This window comes from Pseudomonas plecoglossicida NBRC 103162 = DSM 15088, from assembly GCF_000730665.1.
GTDB classification, from domain to species: domain Bacteria; phylum Pseudomonadota; class Gammaproteobacteria; order Pseudomonadales; family Pseudomonadaceae; genus Aquipseudomonas; species Aquipseudomonas plecoglossicida.
In genome coordinates this window covers 13,101-27,866 of record NZ_BBIV01000059.1, presented here as the reverse complement: position 1 = coordinate 27,866, position 14,766 = coordinate 13,101, and the positions used below count along the sequence as shown (strand labels likewise).

The window sequence follows — 14,766 nt, the reverse complement described above, 5'->3', positions numbered from 1 at the left end:
GGTTCAGGTACGGTGGTGTACCTGTGGCAGCCGGCTTGCCGGCGATCAGGCCAGAACAGGTCTTCAGACGCGATCACGCATCCGGTACCAGGCCTTGGCGGCAGCCTCCAGCGGCGCGGCCAGGAAGTCACCGCCAGGGAAGCGCCCATTGTCGATGCCCTGATACAAACTCAGCAGTTCGTTGTCACCCAGGATCGCATCACTGACCGCCCGCGCCGCGGCCAGGGTCGGCAGCACGCCATGCCCGGAAAAGCCCTGTAGCCAGTAACGCTGGCCATCGCGGCCGACGTCCGGGGTGCGCTGGATACTGCAGTCGATATGGCCGCCCCAGGCGTAGTCGATGGCCACGCCCGTCAGTTGTGGGAAAACCCGTTCCAGATAGGGACGGGTGGCACTGGCGACATCCTTTGGGATGCCGCCCAGGTAGGTGCAGCCACCGCCGAACAGCAGGCGGTGATCAGGCGTGAGGCGGAAGTAGTCGGGCACGAACTGGTTGTCGATCACGCAGCTGTTGCGCGGCAGCAGCGAGTGGGCGACCTCGGGTTCCAGCGGCGCGGTGGCCACCTGGTACGAGCCCACCGGCAGCAACCGGCGCGACAGGTTGCGGTCGAGCCGGTCGATGTAGGCGTTGCAGGCCAGGACGAGCACCTCACCGTGCACTTCGCCATGCTCGGTACGGGCGACGTAGCCATTGGCGGTAGGCTGGTAGTCCAGTATGTGGCTTTGTTCGAAAATTTTCCCGCCAGCGGCCTCGAAGGTGGCGGCCAGGCCCTGGGCCAGCTTCAGCGGGTTGAGGTGCGCGCCCTTTGCGTCGTACAGCGCGGCCTGGTAACGCGGGCTGTCGATCCATTGCGGCAGTTCGTCCCGGCCGATCAGGCGCAGGTCGCCATAACCCCACTTTTGCTCGGCGTCCTGCAGCGCCTCTTGCAGTAATTTCACCCGGCGCGGCAGCACCGATGTCCATAGGCTGCCGACCCGGTAGTCGATGTCGAAGCCATGCCGTTGTGGCAGCTCACGCATCTCGTCGGCGGCCCAGCACATGCTGTCCCACAGGCGCCGGGTGCGCTCCACCCCCAAGGCTTTCTCGAGCGGCGGCATGTCGCACGACCAGCCCAGCAGCGCCTGGCCACCATTGCGTCCAGAAGCAGCCCAGGCCACCCGGCTGGCTTCCACCAGGGTCACGCGCTTGCCGGCCAGCGCCAGGCGCAGGGCGGTGTGCAGGCCGCTGAAGCCGGCGCCGATGATGAGCACCTCGGTGTCGTGTCGGCCTTGCAGGGTAGGGCGCAGAGCAATGGTGGCGGGGTAGGTCTTGGCGTAGTAAGTGGCGACATGCTGGGCGGACTGCTTGAACATACCAGAGCCTCGTGAAATTTATTGTGTTTATTTTCATGAAAATCTAACAGGTAATTTTCATTTCGCCAACGGAAAGGCTTCCTGCCTATCAGATCTACGTGTAGCTCATCAAGGTTCGGTTGCTTAAAAAGAGAAGGCGAGCGGCCGACGCCACTCACCGTCAATTTCCGTGAAATCCAATTGAGGAACCAACGATGGAACGACATGGACAACAAGTTGCCAGCAGGTCGATCACCCTGCGTCATGGGCATGTGTTCACCCCGCCTTCCCGGGCCTATCTGGCCTGGCAGGCAGGGGAGATCGATGAAGGCGCGTTGAATCAGCGTGAATCGGGAAAGTTCTTTCCACACAGTGCAGGTGGCCAGCCAGACCCGTTCGCCAAGGACGATGTAGTCAATGCGCTGCCGCCACCGGACGGCAAGATTGCCAGTGCCAACCAGGCAACCGGGGCGTTGCTCGATCAGCCCGGTGACCATTGGACCAAACACGAAGTTCGTAGTGGCGAGCGCCTGGACATATCCTGGTATTTTTCCGCGAACCACGTAACCCGCCGCTGGAACTACTTCATTACCCGCCCAGGTTGGGACAGTGCCCAAGTGTTGTCCCGCGACCAGTTCGAGGCAGAGCCTTTTCATACTGTGCAGATAGACCTGCAGCCGTTCTGGCAGCATGGCGAAGCAATGGAGCCCGTCTCGCCTACCACGCACGAGGTGACGCTGCCTGAGCGCGAGGGTTACCACGTGCTGCTTGCAGTATGGGAGGTGGCAAACTCGCCGAATGCGTTCTACCACGTGGTAGACCTGCAGTTCGAGGCTGGCCAGGGTGTTGAGCGGCCTTCCACGCCGGCGGGGTTGACGGCGGATGAGGTAAGCGACTCGCGTGTGACCTTGAGCTGGCAACCCTCCAGTGGGCCGCAGCCGATCGAACGCTACCGCTTGATCCGCAATGGCACCGATACGTTCGAAGTACCTGCCTCGGCTACCCGCTGGCATGACAGTACAGTGGTGGCGGATGCGACGTATCACTATTCCATCATCGCAATCGATGTCGAGGGTGCTGCGTCCTTGCCAGCCACACCTATCGTGGTTCGCACATTGGGCGAAGGCGGCGTGCCTACCGCGCCGGAGCACCTGCACTCGATGGGGCAAACCACCGATAGCAGCAGCCTGATGTGGGGTGCATCAACGGGGGCATCGCCGATTAAGCACTATCAGATCTATCGCGATACCAAGCTGGTCGTGCGCACTGCAGGTGACCAGACGCAATATACGGACCGCGGCCTGCAGCCGGACACTGCGTACAGCTACTACGTCGAGGCGGTTGATGATGAGGGTCGAGTGTCGGCTCCGAGCAATGAATTGTTGGTCAAGACTGCGGGGGAGAGCGATTATCCGGCCTGGCAGCTGAATCAGTCGTATACCTTGGGTGGGCTTGTCAGCCATGTCGGTGCCACCTGGCGTTGTCTCCAATCGCACACGGCATATGCAGAGGATTGGGCGCCTGGGCTCCCTACGTCCGAAACGCTTTGGGCAAATCACCCATAACGCCAACCCGCAAGGCGGTGGAGGGTTATTTCGCCGTCTTGCGCCGGGCCTGCCTTGGTTTGCCTTCGGTAGCCTTGGCCGGGCCGGCAGCGCTTTTGCCTTTTGCGTCACTGCGGCGTTTCTTTTTCCACGGCGCTGTCTTGCCCACCGCTGGCCCGCTGATGGTCATGCGCAGACCACGGCAGCGCTCCACCAGCTTGCCCATCCAGGCCGACTGCCGCGCTACGAACTCCTCCAGGCTCATCTCGCCGCTCTGCACCATGTCCAGCGCCTGCTCCCAGATGGCGGTGGTGCCGGGGTCTGCGATCGCGCGAGGCACGGCGTCGATCAGGCTGAACGCGGCAGGGGTGGCGGCCAGTGCCTTGCCGTTCTTGACCAGGTAGCCGCGGTCGAGCAGGCCCTGGATGATGCTGGCGCGGGTCGCCTCGGTGCCGATGCCGGTGGTCTCCTTGAGCTTCTGTTTCAGGCGCGGGTCGTCCACCAGCTTGGCGACGTTCTTCATGGCCTTGATCAGGTCGCCTTCGGTGAACGGCTTGGGCGGTTGGGTCCACAAGTCTTTCAGTTGCAGGTTCTGCACGGTGCAGTCCTGGCCTTCGCGCAACACGGGCAATACCTGCGCCGGTGGCGCCTCGCGGCCTTTGGCCGGGGTCAGCGCCTCGGGCAGGGCACGGCGCCAGCCTGGCTCGACGATCTGCTTGCCCACGGCGCGCAGCGCGTGGCCGGCACAGTCGAATTCGGCCTGGGTGCGGTCGTATTCGTGGTTGGGCAGGAACTGCGCCAGGTAACGCGCGCGGATCAGGGTGTACACGGACCGGTGCTTGGCTGGCAGACGTGAAGGGTCGTTGGCCGCGGCGGTGGGGATGATGCCGTGGTGGGCGCTGACCTTGGCATCGTTCCAGGCCCGCGAGCGGCGCTGGGGTTCGAGGTGCGCCTGCAGCGGCGCGAGGCTGGCATCGGCGCGCTGCAGCGCCGCAAGGATCGCCGGCGCTTCGCTGTGCTGGGTGAGTGGCAGGTAGCCGCAGTCGCTGCGCGGGTAGGTGATCAGCTTGTGGGTTTCGTACAGGGCCTGGGCGATGTCCAGGGTCTCCTGGGCGCCGAGGCCGAACTTCTTCGAGCACAGCTCCTGCAGGGTGCCGAGGTCGAAGGGCAGCGGCGCGGCCTCGCGCACCCGCTCGGTGGCAACCTTGAGCACCCGGGCCGTGCCGGGGTTGAACATGTCACCGGCGGCCTGCTGCGCCAACGCCTGGTTGAGACAGCGGCCCTGATCGTCGCAGGCATCCTCCGGTGCGCGCCATTGGGCGTTGAAGCCTTGGCCGGCATGCTCGAGCTGCACATCGATGGCCCAGAACGGCACGGGTACGAAATCGGCGATGCTGCGATCGCGGTCCACCACCAGGCGCAGGGTCGGGGTCTGCACCCGGCCTACCGGCAGCACTCCTTGGTAGCCGGACTGGCGGCCCAGCAGGGTGAACAGGCGGCTCATGTTCATGCCGATCAGCCAGTCGGCGCGCGAGCGGCCCAGTGCCGAGTGGTAGAGGTTGAAGGTTTCCTGGCCGGGCAGCAGCCGAGCCAGGGCCTTGCGAATGGAGGCGTCATCCAGTGCCGAGAGCCAGAGCCGTTGAATCGGGCCGCGGTAGCGGCAGTGCTCGACCAGTTCGCGGGCGATCATCTCGCCCTCGCGGTCGGCGTCGGTGGCGATCACCAGCTCGCGTGCCTCGCCGAGCAGGCGCTTGACGGCCTTGAACTGGCTGGCAGTCTTGGGCTTGACCTGCATCTTCCATTTTTCCGGGATGATCGGCAGATCGGCCAGGTTCCAGCGCTTGTAGCGTTCGTCATAGCTGTCGGGTGGGGCGGTTTCCAGCAGGTGGCCGATGCACCAGGTCACGCAGACGTCGGTGCCTAGCCAGCAGCCGTCGCCCTTGCGCTGGGCGCCGAGGACCTTGGCGATGTCTTTGGCCTGGGAGGGTTTTTCACAGAGGAACAGGCGCATGGCCGGGAACGCTTCATCGGGAGTGATGGGCACTAGGATGCGCAAGCGGGGGCGCGGAGGCAAGTTTTATCTGGATGGATGTACAGGTTTTGCTGGTCTGGATGTGATTGTCTGCACTGGCCTCATCGCCGGCAAGCCGGCACCCACAGGGGCCCTGTGGGAGCCGGCTTGCCGGCGATGGGGCCAACACCTGGGGATCAGGCGATCTCGCAGGAGTCGCGGACCATGTCCACATGCGGGATGCCCGCTTCGAGGAACTCTTCGCTGACTACGCGAAAGCCGAGGCGCTCATAGAACGGCGTGGCGTGCACCTGGGCGCTGAGCATCTGCTGCTTGAGGTCGCGGTTCTGCGCCTCGACGATGACGGTGTTGACCAGTGCATCGCCAACTTTCAGCCCGCGCCAGTCCTTGAGTACCGAGATGCGCCCGATGGTGCCGTCCGCCAGCAGGCGCGCGGTGCCGATTGGGTAATCGCCTTCCAGGGCCAGGAAGTGCAGGGCTTCCTGGTCTTCCGAATCGAACTCGAGCTCCGGCGGAATATGCTGCTCGGCCACGAATACGGCCTCGCGGATGCGGCGGATGTCGGCGTTGTCTTTCTGCCAGTCGGCGAGGCGCACACGAATCTTATTCATTGGCGAATCCCAGGCTTCCTTGTTTGATCAGTTGCTGTACCAGCATGAGGCCATCTTCATCCTGCAGCCATTCGCCGAGATTGTCGATGTGCAGTGCGTCGGCGGCACAGACCAGCTTCAACAGCTCGCGCAGCTTGGCCGGCAGCGGGCAGCTGCGACCGCTGGCGAACAGCATCAGGTCGTCGTTGAGCTCGGACCAGGCCATGCGCGCACTCGGATTGCGGATCAGGATCGCGCCGTCTTCCAGGGCTTCGACCAGCTCTTCCTCGCTCAGCTCTTCGCCGACGACCTGCTCAGGGTAACGCGGCTCGGTCATGAACTGGCCGAACCAGGTCAGCAGCAGGTCCTTGTCGCCCATGTGCTTGTCGAGCAGCGCCTTGAGGCGGTCGAGGGCGTCGTGCTGGATCTGGTGCGGGTCGCTGGCAGGTTGGGCGTCGGCGTCGCTGTAACGCTCTTCGTCGGGCAGGAACTGGCCGAGGAAGTCGGTGAAGTGGGTGAGCACTTCGGCAGCGCTCGGGGCGCGGAAGCCGACCGAGTAGGTCAGGCAGTCGTCGACGGCCACGCCATAGTGGGCCAGGCGCGGCGGCAGGTAGAGCATGTCGCCGGGTTCCAGGGTCCATTCGCCGCTCTTTTCGAATTCGGCGAGGATGCGCAGGTCGGCGTGGGGCAGCAGCGGGCTGTCGCTGTTGCACATCTGGCCGATCTTCCAGTTGCGCTTGCCGTGGCCTTGCAGCAGGAACACGTCGTAGTTATCGAAGTGCGGACCGACGCTGCCACCGGGGGCGGCGAAGCTGATCATCACGTCGTCGATGCGCCAGCTTGGCAGGAAGCGGAAGTGCTCCAGCAGCTCGGCGACTTCCGGCACGAACTGGTCCACGGCCTGTACCAGCAGGGTCCAGTCCTGCTCCGGCAGCTCGGCGAAGGTGTCTTCGTTGAACGGGCCGCGGCGCAGTTCCCATGGGTGGGCGCCGTGCTCGAGCACGATGCGCGACTCGATTTCCTCTTCCAGGGCCAGGCCGGCCAGCTCGTCGGGGTCGATCGGGCTTTCGAAGTCCGGGAAGGCCTGGCGCACCAGCAGTGGCTTCTTCTGCCAGTAGTCGCGCATGAATTCGCGGGCCGAGATGCCGCCGAGCAGCTGCAGTGGAGTATCAGGATTCATGTTCAACCTATTGAAAAAACGTAATTTTCGTCCGGGAATAAAAACGCCCGGCTAGGCCGGGCGTTGAACGCGACGGTCAGCTTAGATGCGTTTGGCCTGGGCTGCCGCGTTACCGATGTAGGTAGCGGGGGTCAGCAGCTTCAGTTCGGCCTTGGCTTCGGCAGGCATGTCGAGGCCGTCGATGAAGGTCAGCAGCGCTTCTGGCGTGATGCCCTTGCCACGCGTCAGCTCCTTGAGCTTCTCGTAGGGGTTCTCGATGTTGAAGCGGCGCATGACGGTCTGGATCGGCTCGGCGAGGACTTCCCAGCAGGCGTCCAGGTCGGCGGCGATGCGGGCTTCGTTGATTTGCAGCTTGCCGATGCCCTTGAGGCTGGCTTCATAGGCGATGACGCTGTGGGCGAAGCCCACGCCCAGGTTGCGCAGCACGGTGGAGTCGGTCAGGTCACGCTGCCAGCGCGAGATTGGCAGCTTGCTGGCCAGGTGCTGGAACAGCGCGTTGGCGATACCCAGGTTGCCTTCGGAGTTTTCGAAGTCGATCGGGTTGACCTTGTGCGGCATGGTCGAGGAGCCGATTTCGCCAGCGACGGTCTTCTGCTTGAAGTAGCCCAGCGAGATGTAGCCCCAGACGTCGCGGTCGAAGTCGATGAGGATGGTGTTGAAGCGAGCGATGGCGTCGAACAGCTCGGCGATGTAGTCGTGCGGCTCGATCTGGGTGGTGTAGGGGTTGAACACCAGGCCCAGCTCGTCTTCGATGAAGGCGCGGGCGTTGGCTTCCCAGTCGATCTGCGAGTAGGCCGACAGGTGGGCGTTGTAGTTGCCCACGGCGCCGTTGATCTTGCCCAGCAGCGGCACGGCAGCGACCTGGGCGATCTGGCGCTCCAGGCGGTACACGACGTTGGCCAGTTCCTTGCCCAGGGTGGTCGGCGAAGCCGGCTGGCCGTGGGTGCGCGACAGCATCGGCACATCGGCGTGGGCGTGGGCCAGGGCGCGGATGGCCTCGGCGATCTGGCGCATCAGCGGCAGCAGTACGTCGTCACGGCCGGCGCGCAGCATCAGGGCGTGGGACAGGTTGTTGATGTCCTCGCTGGTGCAGGCGAAGTGGATGAACTCGCTGACCTTGGCCAGCTCAGGCAGCTTGGCGGCCTGCTCCTTGAGGAGGTATTCGATCGCCTTGACGTCGTGGTTGGTGGTGCGCTCGATTTCCTTGACGCGTTCGGCGTGCTCGAGCTTGAAGTCGGTGGCCAGGCTGTCCAGCAGGGCGTTGGCTTCGGCGGAGAACGCCGGCACTTCGCCGATCTGTGGGTGAGCGGCCAGGCGCTGCAGCCAGCGCACTTCGACCAGGGCGCGGAAACGGATCAGGCCGAATTCGCTGAAGATGGGGCGCAAGGCCTGGGTTTTGCCGGCGTAACGGCCGTCTACAGGGGAAACCGCAGTGAGCGAAGAAAGCTGCATGGGGTGTTCTCGGACAGTCAGGCTTTTGGAAGGGCGCATATCATACATGAAAAATGCGCTCGGGTCGGGTGGCTGACCAAAGGTCGGGCCTTTAAACAGGTATGTCGCCTGTTCCGGCCTCATCGCCGGCAAGCCGGCTCCCACAGGGATCGCACCGCATTTGAGTGTGGGAGCCGGCTTGCCGGCGATGAGGCCGCAACGGTCAACCCCTCCCTCAGGAAGGGCTGCGAATCATGTCGTACAGTTCGTTGAGCAGCTTGCGCCGGCTGAACACCAGCTGCCAGCGGTGCCCGCCCAGCTGGCGCCACAGGCGCGCGGCGCGGATACCGGAGAGCAGCAGGGCGCGGATCTTCGAGGCATTGCTGGCCTGCTGCAGGAAACGCATGTCGCCATGCACCTGGATGCGCTGGCGCAGGGTGCTCAGGGTGTCCTGGTACAAGGCTCCACTGGAGGCGATGACGTTTTCGTGAACCAGGCCGAAATGCTCGGCCTGGGACTGGATCTGTGGCAGGCGGTTGCCGATGGTGTCGAGCAGGTCGCCGCGCTTGTTCAGCTGGCGCTCGAGGCCGAGCATCGACAGCGCATAGCGCAGCGGCTCGCGCTGCAGGCTGCTGGGGTCGCGCTCGAGGGCGCCGACCAGTGCGCGGTAGCCGTCGCGCAGGTTGAGGTCGTCGCCGCCGAACACTTCCAGGGTGTCCTTGGGGTCGCGCACCAGCAGGCTGCCGAGCATGCAGCCGATGTCGGCCTCGCTGGCCTGGCCGGTGCGGGCGATGCGGTCGACCAGCACGGCGGCCTGGAACACACCGCCCAGGGCAATCAATTGCTCCTGCAGGTTGCTCATGCGCGCGGGCTCCACGGCTCGGCGGTTTCGATCACGCCGCCGCCCAGGCACACCTCGCCGTCGTAGAACACCACCGACTGGCCGGGCGTCACGGCGCGCTGTGGCTCGTCGAACACGGCGCGGTAGCCGTGTTCGGTGCGCTCCAGGGTGCACTGCTGGTCGCTCTGGCGGTAGCGCACCTTGGCGGTGAGCTTGCGCGGGCTGCTCAGGTCGATCGGGTTGACCCAGAAGATGTCCGAGGCGAGCAGGGCGCGGGAGAACAGCCAGGGGTGTTCGTTACCCTGGCCGACCACCAGCACATTGCGGGTCAGGTCCTTGTGCAGCACGTACCACGGCTCGTCGCCGGCGTCCTTGAGGCCGCCGATGCCAAGGCCCTGGCGCTGGCCGATGGTGTGGTACATCAGGCCGTGGTGGCGGCCGATCACTTCACCGTCGGTGGTCTGGATTTCGCCTGGCTGGGCCGGCAGGTACTGCTTGAGGAAGTCGCTGAAGCGGCGCTCGCCGATGAAGCAGATGCCGGTGGAGTCCTTCTTCTTGGCGGTGGCCAGGCCATGTTTCTCGGCAATGGCGCGTACTTCGGGCTTTTCCAGTTCGCCGACCGGGAACAGGGTGCGGGCGATTTCCTTGCCGCCGACGGCGTGCAGGAAGTAACTCTGGTCCTTGTTCGGGTCCAGGCCCTTGAGCAGTTCGGTGATCTCGCCGGTGTCGCGGCGGCGCACGTAGTGGCCGGTGGCGATCAGGTCGGCACCCAGCGACAGGGCGTAGTCGAGGAACGCCTTGAACTTGATTTCGCGGTTGCAGAGGATGTCCGGGTTCGGCGTGCGACCGGCCTTGTACTCCTCGAGGAAGTGCTCGAACACGTTGTCCCAGTACTCGGCGGCGAAGTTGGCGGTGTGCAGCTTGATGCCGATGCGGTCGCACACGGCCTGGGCGTCGGCCAGGTCTTCACGGGCGGTGCAGTACTCGGTGCCGTCGTCCTCTTCCCAGTTCTTCATGAACAGCCCTTCCACCTGGTAGCCCTGCTCCATGAGCAGAAGGGCGGAGACGGAAGAGTCCACGCCGCCGGACATGCCGACGATGACGCGGGTCTTGGCGGGGTCTTTGAGTGCTGGGCTGGTCATGATTACCGATGTGTATCAAGGGGGAAAAACGCCGATTCTAGCAAATCCGGGGCGGCGCGTCAGTCGCGTAGCAGCGCCAGGCTGTGCAGCGGGCCTGCGAGGTAGTCGTCGAGGCAGCGCGGTACCAGTTCGCTGCGCCAGCGGGCGGGGTCGGCCAGGAGTTCTTCGCGGGTCAGCCAGACGGCGCGGACGATGTCGCGGTCCAGGGCCAGGCCTTCGTGGTGACGCACCGGGCGGGCGGCGAGGCAGATGCGCTGGTAGGTCACGCCGTTGCTTGGGGCGGTATAGAGGTAGATACCGACCACGCCGGTGAGCTCGACTTCCCAGGCGGTTTCCTCGAGGGTTTCGCGCAGGGCGGCCTGGGGCAGGGTCTCGTGGGGTTCGAGGTGGCCGGCGGGTTGGTTGAAGACGTGCTGGCCTGCCTTGAATTCTTCGACGAAGAGGAACTTGCCTTCGTGTTCGACGATGGTGGCGACGGTGATGTGGGGTTGCCAGGTCATTTGCAGGGGCCTTTTGATCCTGGGGCCGCTTTGCGGCCCAATCGCGACTTGCAGTCGCTCCTACGGGGGGTGATCACCTGTAGGAGCGACTGCAAGTCGCGATTGGGCTGCAAAGCAGCCCCCTATTCCCAGAAAGCACAAACCCCGGTGCGTGGCCGGGGTTTGTGCTGTTACTTCAAGCGAACCTTACAGGGCGGCAATGGCGCTGTTCAGGGTCTGGCTTGGGCGCATCACCTTGGCGGTCAGCTCGGCATCCGGGGCGTAGTAGCCACCGATGTCGGCCGGCTTGCCCTGAACGGCGTTGAGCTCGGCGACGATGGTCGCTTCGTTCTCGGTCAGGGTCTTGGCCAGCGGTGCGAAGCGGGCCTGCAGGGCGAGGTCGTCGCTCTGGGCAGCCAGGGCTTCGGCCCAGTACAGGGTCAGGTAGAAGTGGCTGCCGCGGTTGTCGATGCCACCGACTTTGCGCGAAGGCGACTTGTTGGTGTCGAGGAACTTGCCGGTGGCCTGGTCCAGAGTGTTGGCCAGGACCTTGGCGCGCGGGTTGTCGTAGGTGTTGCCCAGGTGCTCCAGGGAAGCGGCCAGGGCCAGGAATTCACCCAGCGAGTCCCAACGCAGGAAGTTCTCTTCGACCAGCTGCTGCACGTGCTTCGGTGCCGAACCGCCGGCGCCGGTTTCGAACAGGCCACCGCCGTTCATCAGTGGCACGATCGACAGCATCTTGGCGCTGGTGCCCAGCTCCATGATCGGGAACAGGTCGGTCAGGTAGTCGCGCAGCACGTTGCCGGTCACCGAGATGGTGTCCTTGCCTTCGCGGATGCGGGCCAGGGAGAACTTGATGGCATCGACCGGCGCCAGGACACGGATGTCCAGGCCAGTGGTGTCGTGATCCTTCAGGTACTGCTGCACCTTCTCGATCATCACGCCGTCGTGGGCGCGGGCCGGGTCCAGCCAGAACACCGCCGGGGTGTTGCTCAGGCGGGCACGGTTGACGGCCAGCTTGACCCAGTCCTGGATCGGCGCGTCCTTGGTCTGGCACATGCGGAAGATGTCACCGGCTTCGACGTTCTGTTCCAGAACGACCTTGCCCTTGCTGTCGACCACGCGTACGACGCCGTCGGCCTTGACCTGGAAGGTCTTGTCGTGGGAGCCGTACTCTTCGGCCTTCTGCGCCATCAGGCCAACGTTCGGTACGCTGCCCATGGTGGTCGGGTCGAAGGCGCCGTTGGCCTTGCAGTCTTCGATGGTGGCCTGGTAGATGCCGGCGTAGCAGCGGTCCGGGATGATCGCCTTGGCATCCTGCAGTTCACCGGCGGTGTTCCACATCTTGCCCGAGTCGCGGATCATTGCAGGCATCGAGGCGTCGACGATGACGTCGCTCGGTACGTGCAGGTTGGTGATGCCCTTGTCGGAGTTGACCATGGCCAGGGCCGGACGCTCGGCGTACAGGGCCTGGATGTCGGCTTCGATCTCGGCCTGCTTGTCAGTTGGCAGGTCCTTGATGCGGGCGTACAGGTCGCCGATGCCGTTGTTGGCATTGAAGCCGGCTTCGGTCAGCGCAGCGGCGTGCTTGGCCAGCACTTCGCCGTAGAACGCTTCGACGATGACGCCGAACATGATCGGGTCGGAGACCTTCATCATGGTGGCTTTCAGGTGGACCGAGAAGAGCACGCCGGAGGCCTTGGCATCAGCGATCTGCTCGGTGATGAAGGCTTTCAGGGCCTTGCGGCTCATGGTGGCGCAGTCGATGACTTCGGCGGCTTTGACGGCGGTCTTTTCTTTCAGCACGGTGGTGCTGCCATCTTTGCCGACCAGCTCGATGCGCAGGCTGTCGTCAGCCTCGATCAGTGCGGCCTTCTCGCTGCCGTAGAAGTCGCCATTGTTCATGTGGGCAACATGCGACTTGGAGTCGGCGGCCCAGGCGCCCATCTTGTGCGGGTGCTTGCGCGCGTAGTTCTTGACCGACAGTGGGGCGCGGCGGTCGGAGTTGCCTTCGCGCAGAACAGGGTTCACGGCGCTGCCCTTGATGCGGTCGTAGCGCGCGCGGGATTCCTTTTCTTCGGCGGTGGCCGGCTCGTCGGCGTAGTCAGGGATGTTGAAGCCCTTGGCCTGAAGCTCCTTGATCGCCGCCTTCAGCTGCGGGACCGAGGCCGAGATGTTCGGCAGCTTGATGATGTTGGCTTCAGGGGTGGTAGCCAGCTGGCCCAGTTCCGCCAGGTGATCGCCTACCTGCTTCTCGGCGCCCAGTTGCTCCGGGAATGCCGCGAGGATGCGGCCAGCCAGGGAAATGTCGCGGGTTTCTACGGCGATATCGGCCGAAGCGGTGAATGCTTCGACGATCGGCAGCAGCGAGTAGGTGGCGAGGGCAGGGGCTTCGTCGGTGAAGGTATAGATGATCTTGGAACGGGTGGGCATGCGGGTTAACTCTCTATGTGCTGAGCGTACTCGAGTCTCGTGGTGCGCAGGGTAAGCGCTGCGCCCAGGCGATGCCATGAGCGGATAGTCGAGAGGCTGCGAGCGGTGATGGTGGATGCATCAGTCGAGCGTCAAGTGCTGAGTTGCGGTAACAACCCAGGCTTCTGGCCATTGCTGGCCAAGGGCGAGCCGCATTTTCCTGGGATTCGCCCCGACGACCCTTGGGTCGCGGCGCAGTATATCAAACCAATCAGGCTATTCAGCAAGGCGAAGTGACATTGGCGCCATTTATAAGACCAAAGACGTAGGGGCAATGCGGTGTGATGCCGCAGGGTTGGCGGTGGTGGGGCCATCGCCGGCAAGCCGGCTCCCACAGGGTTTGGGGGGGCTGGGCGTTCTGGCCTTGCAGGTCGACGGATGTGGTTTAGGCTCATTGGATCGCATGATGTCCAATCACACCCGAAAGCGGAGTAGTGCAAGCATGGGATACCAGAAAATCAAGGTTCCGACCGACGGCGCCAAGATCACCGTCAATGCCGACCATTCGCTCAATGTGCCCGACAATCCCATCATTCCTTATATCGAAGGTGACGGGATTGGCGTCGATGTGTCGCCGGTGATGATCAAGGTGGTCGATGCGGCCGTGCAGAAAGCCTACGGCGGCAAGCGCAAGATCGCCTGGATGGAGGTGTATGCCGGGGAGAAGGCCACCCAGGTGTATGACCAGGACACCTGGCTGCCCCAGGAAACCCTGGATGCGGTGAAAGACTACGTGGTGTCGATCAAAGGGCCGCTGACCACTCCGGTCGGTGGCGGCATCCGTTCGCTCAACGTGGCGCTTCGCCAGCAGCTGGACCTGTATGTCTGCCTGCGCCCGGTGCTGTGGTTCCAGGGCGTGCCGAGCCCGGTCAAGAAGCCTGGCGATGTCGACATGGTGATTTTCCGCGAGAACTCGGAGGACATCTATGCCGGCATCGAGTGGAAGGCCGGTTCGCCCGAGGCGAACAAGGTGATCAAGTTCCTCAAGGAGGAAATGGGCGTCACCAAGATTCGTTTCGACCAGGACTGCGGTATCGGCGTCAAGCCGGTCTCCCGCGAGGGCACCAAGCGCCTGGTGCGCAAGGCGCTTCAATATGTAGTGGACAACGACCGCGAATCGCTGACCCTGGTGCACAAGGGCAACATCATGAAGTTCACCGAAGGGGCCTTCAAGGATTGGGGTTACGAGGTGGCCAGGGACGAGTTCGGTGCCGAGTTGCTCGATGGCGGCCCATGGATGAAGTTCAAGAATCCCAGGACCGGGCGCGAGGTTGTGGTCAAGGATGCCATCGCCGATGCCATGCTCCAGCAGATCCTGCTGCGCCCGGCCGAGTACGACGTGATCGCCACGCTCAACCTCAACGGTGACTACCTGTCCGATGCCCTGGCCGCGGAAGTGGGTGGTATCGGCATCGCGCCGGGGGCCAACCTGTCCGACACCGTGGCCATGTTCGAGGCCACCCACGGCACTGCGCCCAAGTATGCCGGTCAGGACAAGGTCAACCCGGGGTCGGTGATCCTGTCGGCGGAGATGATGCTGCGCCACATGGGCTGGACCGAGGCGGCCGACCTGATCATCAAGGGCACCAATGGCGCGATCGCCGCCAAGACCGTGACCTATGACTTCGCGCGGCTGATGGAAGGGGCCAGGCTGGTGAGCAGTTCAGGCTTCGGGGATGAGATGATCAAACATATGTGAGGGAATTGAAAACCGGCCGCCTGC

General features: G+C 64.0%; 11 protein-coding genes. 2 read left to right on the top strand and 9 right to left on the bottom strand.

Annotated features, from left to right (window positions below):
* Window positions 1–63: 63 nt before the first annotated feature.
* A complete protein-coding gene (locus PPL01S_RS22820) occupies window positions 64–1,353 on the bottom strand; it encodes an NAD(P)/FAD-dependent oxidoreductase (RefSeq protein ID WP_016392733.1) in 1,290 nt (429 codons plus the stop codon).
* A gap of 194 nt (window positions 1,354–1,547) precedes the next feature.
* Here PPL01S_RS22820 and PPL01S_RS24960 point away from each other — a divergent pair, with 194 nt between their 5' ends.
* On the top strand, window positions 1,548–2,897 hold the full coding sequence (locus PPL01S_RS24960; RefSeq protein ID WP_016392732.1) for a lytic polysaccharide monooxygenase: 1,350 nt from the start codon (window positions 1,548–1,550) through the stop codon (window positions 2,895–2,897).
* Between the two features lie 25 nt (window positions 2,898–2,922).
* Here the strand turns inward: PPL01S_RS24960 and PPL01S_RS22810 are convergent, their stop codons facing one another.
* The 8 genes from PPL01S_RS22810 to PPL01S_RS22775 form a co-directional block, all read right to left on the bottom strand.
* Window positions 2,923–4,887 (bottom strand): DNA topoisomerase III, encoded by a 1,965-nt coding sequence (locus PPL01S_RS22810; RefSeq protein WP_016392731.1) that lies wholly within the window; start codon window positions 4,885–4,887, stop codon window positions 2,923–2,925.
* A 197-nt stretch (window positions 4,888–5,084) separates the two neighbouring features.
* Window positions 5,085–5,519, bottom strand: coding sequence for a GNAT family N-acetyltransferase (locus PPL01S_RS22805; protein WP_016392730.1), 435 nt, complete (start codon window positions 5,517–5,519; stop codon window positions 5,085–5,087).
* Window positions 5,512–6,678 carry a ribosomal protein uL16 3-hydroxylase gene (locus PPL01S_RS22800; protein WP_028626200.1) on the bottom strand — a complete coding sequence of 389 codons (1,167 nt, stop codon included), beginning with the start codon at window positions 6,676–6,678 and terminating at the stop codon, window positions 5,512–5,514. The genes PPL01S_RS22805 and PPL01S_RS22800 overlap by 8 nt, the downstream gene beginning before the upstream one ends.
* Before the next feature lie 81 nt (window positions 6,679–6,759).
* On the bottom strand, window positions 6,760–8,130 hold the full coding sequence (purB, locus tag PPL01S_RS22795; RefSeq protein WP_016392728.1) for an adenylosuccinate lyase: 1,371 nt from the start codon (window positions 8,128–8,130) through the stop codon (window positions 6,760–6,762).
* A 214-nt stretch (window positions 8,131–8,344) separates the two neighbouring features.
* Window positions 8,345–8,971, bottom strand: a complete 627-nt coding sequence (hflD, locus tag PPL01S_RS22790) for a high frequency lysogenization protein HflD (protein WP_016392727.1) — start codon at window positions 8,969–8,971, stop codon at window positions 8,345–8,347.
* Window positions 8,968–10,092, bottom strand: a complete 1,125-nt coding sequence (gene mnmA / locus PPL01S_RS22785; RefSeq protein WP_016392726.1) for a tRNA 2-thiouridine(34) synthase MnmA — start codon at window positions 10,090–10,092, stop codon at window positions 8,968–8,970. Before mnmA ends, hflD begins: the two co-directional genes overlap by 4 nt.
* Before the next feature lie 59 nt (window positions 10,093–10,151).
* Window positions 10,152–10,592: an NUDIX hydrolase gene (locus PPL01S_RS22780; RefSeq protein WP_028626202.1), complete on the bottom strand. Its 441-nt coding sequence runs from the start codon at window positions 10,590–10,592 to the stop codon at window positions 10,152–10,154.
* Between the two features lie 186 nt (window positions 10,593–10,778).
* The gene (locus PPL01S_RS22775) at window positions 10,779–13,004 is read right to left on the bottom strand and encodes an NADP-dependent isocitrate dehydrogenase (protein ID WP_016392724.1); all 2,226 of its coding nucleotides are present in this window, start codon (window positions 13,002–13,004) and stop codon (window positions 10,779–10,781) included.
* A 481-nt stretch (window positions 13,005–13,485) separates the two neighbouring features.
* On the opposite strand from PPL01S_RS22775, the gene icd reads away from it, so the two are divergent.
* The gene (gene icd / locus PPL01S_RS22770) at window positions 13,486–14,742 is read left to right on the top strand and encodes an NADP-dependent isocitrate dehydrogenase (RefSeq protein WP_028626203.1); all 1,257 of its coding nucleotides are present in this window, start codon (window positions 13,486–13,488) and stop codon (window positions 14,740–14,742) included.
* Window positions 14,743–14,766: the final 24 nt, after the last annotated feature.

Coding starts and splice junctions, on each gene's coding strand:
- PPL01S_RS22820 (WP_016392733.1), bottom strand. CDS start 1,353: ATGTTCAAGCAGTCCGCCCAGCATGTCGCCACTTACTACGCCAAGACC.
- PPL01S_RS24960 (WP_016392732.1), top strand. CDS start 1,548: ATGGAACGACATGGACAACAAGTTGCCAGCAGGTCGATCACCCTGCGT.
- PPL01S_RS22810 (WP_016392731.1), bottom strand. CDS start 4,887: ATGCGCCTGTTCCTCTGTGAAAAACCCTCCCAGGCCAAAGACATCGCC.
- PPL01S_RS22805 (WP_016392730.1), bottom strand. CDS start 5,519: ATGAATAAGATTCGTGTGCGCCTCGCCGACTGGCAGAAAGACAACGCC.
- PPL01S_RS22800 (WP_028626200.1), bottom strand. CDS start 6,678: ATGAATCCTGATACTCCACTGCAGCTGCTCGGCGGCATCTCGGCCCGC.
- purB (WP_016392728.1), bottom strand. CDS start 8,130: ATGCAGCTTTCTTCGCTCACTGCGGTTTCCCCTGTAGACGGCCGTTAC.
- hflD (WP_016392727.1), bottom strand. CDS start 8,971: ATGAGCAACCTGCAGGAGCAATTGATTGCCCTGGGCGGTGTGTTCCAG.
- mnmA (WP_016392726.1), bottom strand. CDS start 10,092: ATGACCAGCCCAGCACTCAAAGACCCCGCCAAGACCCGCGTCATCGTC.
- PPL01S_RS22780 (WP_028626202.1), bottom strand. CDS start 10,592: ATGACCTGGCAACCCCACATCACCGTCGCCACCATCGTCGAACACGAA.
- PPL01S_RS22775 (WP_016392724.1), bottom strand. CDS start 13,004: ATGCCCACCCGTTCCAAGATCATCTATACCTTCACCGACGAAGCCCCT.
- icd (WP_028626203.1), top strand. CDS start 13,486: ATGGGATACCAGAAAATCAAGGTTCCGACCGACGGCGCCAAGATCACC.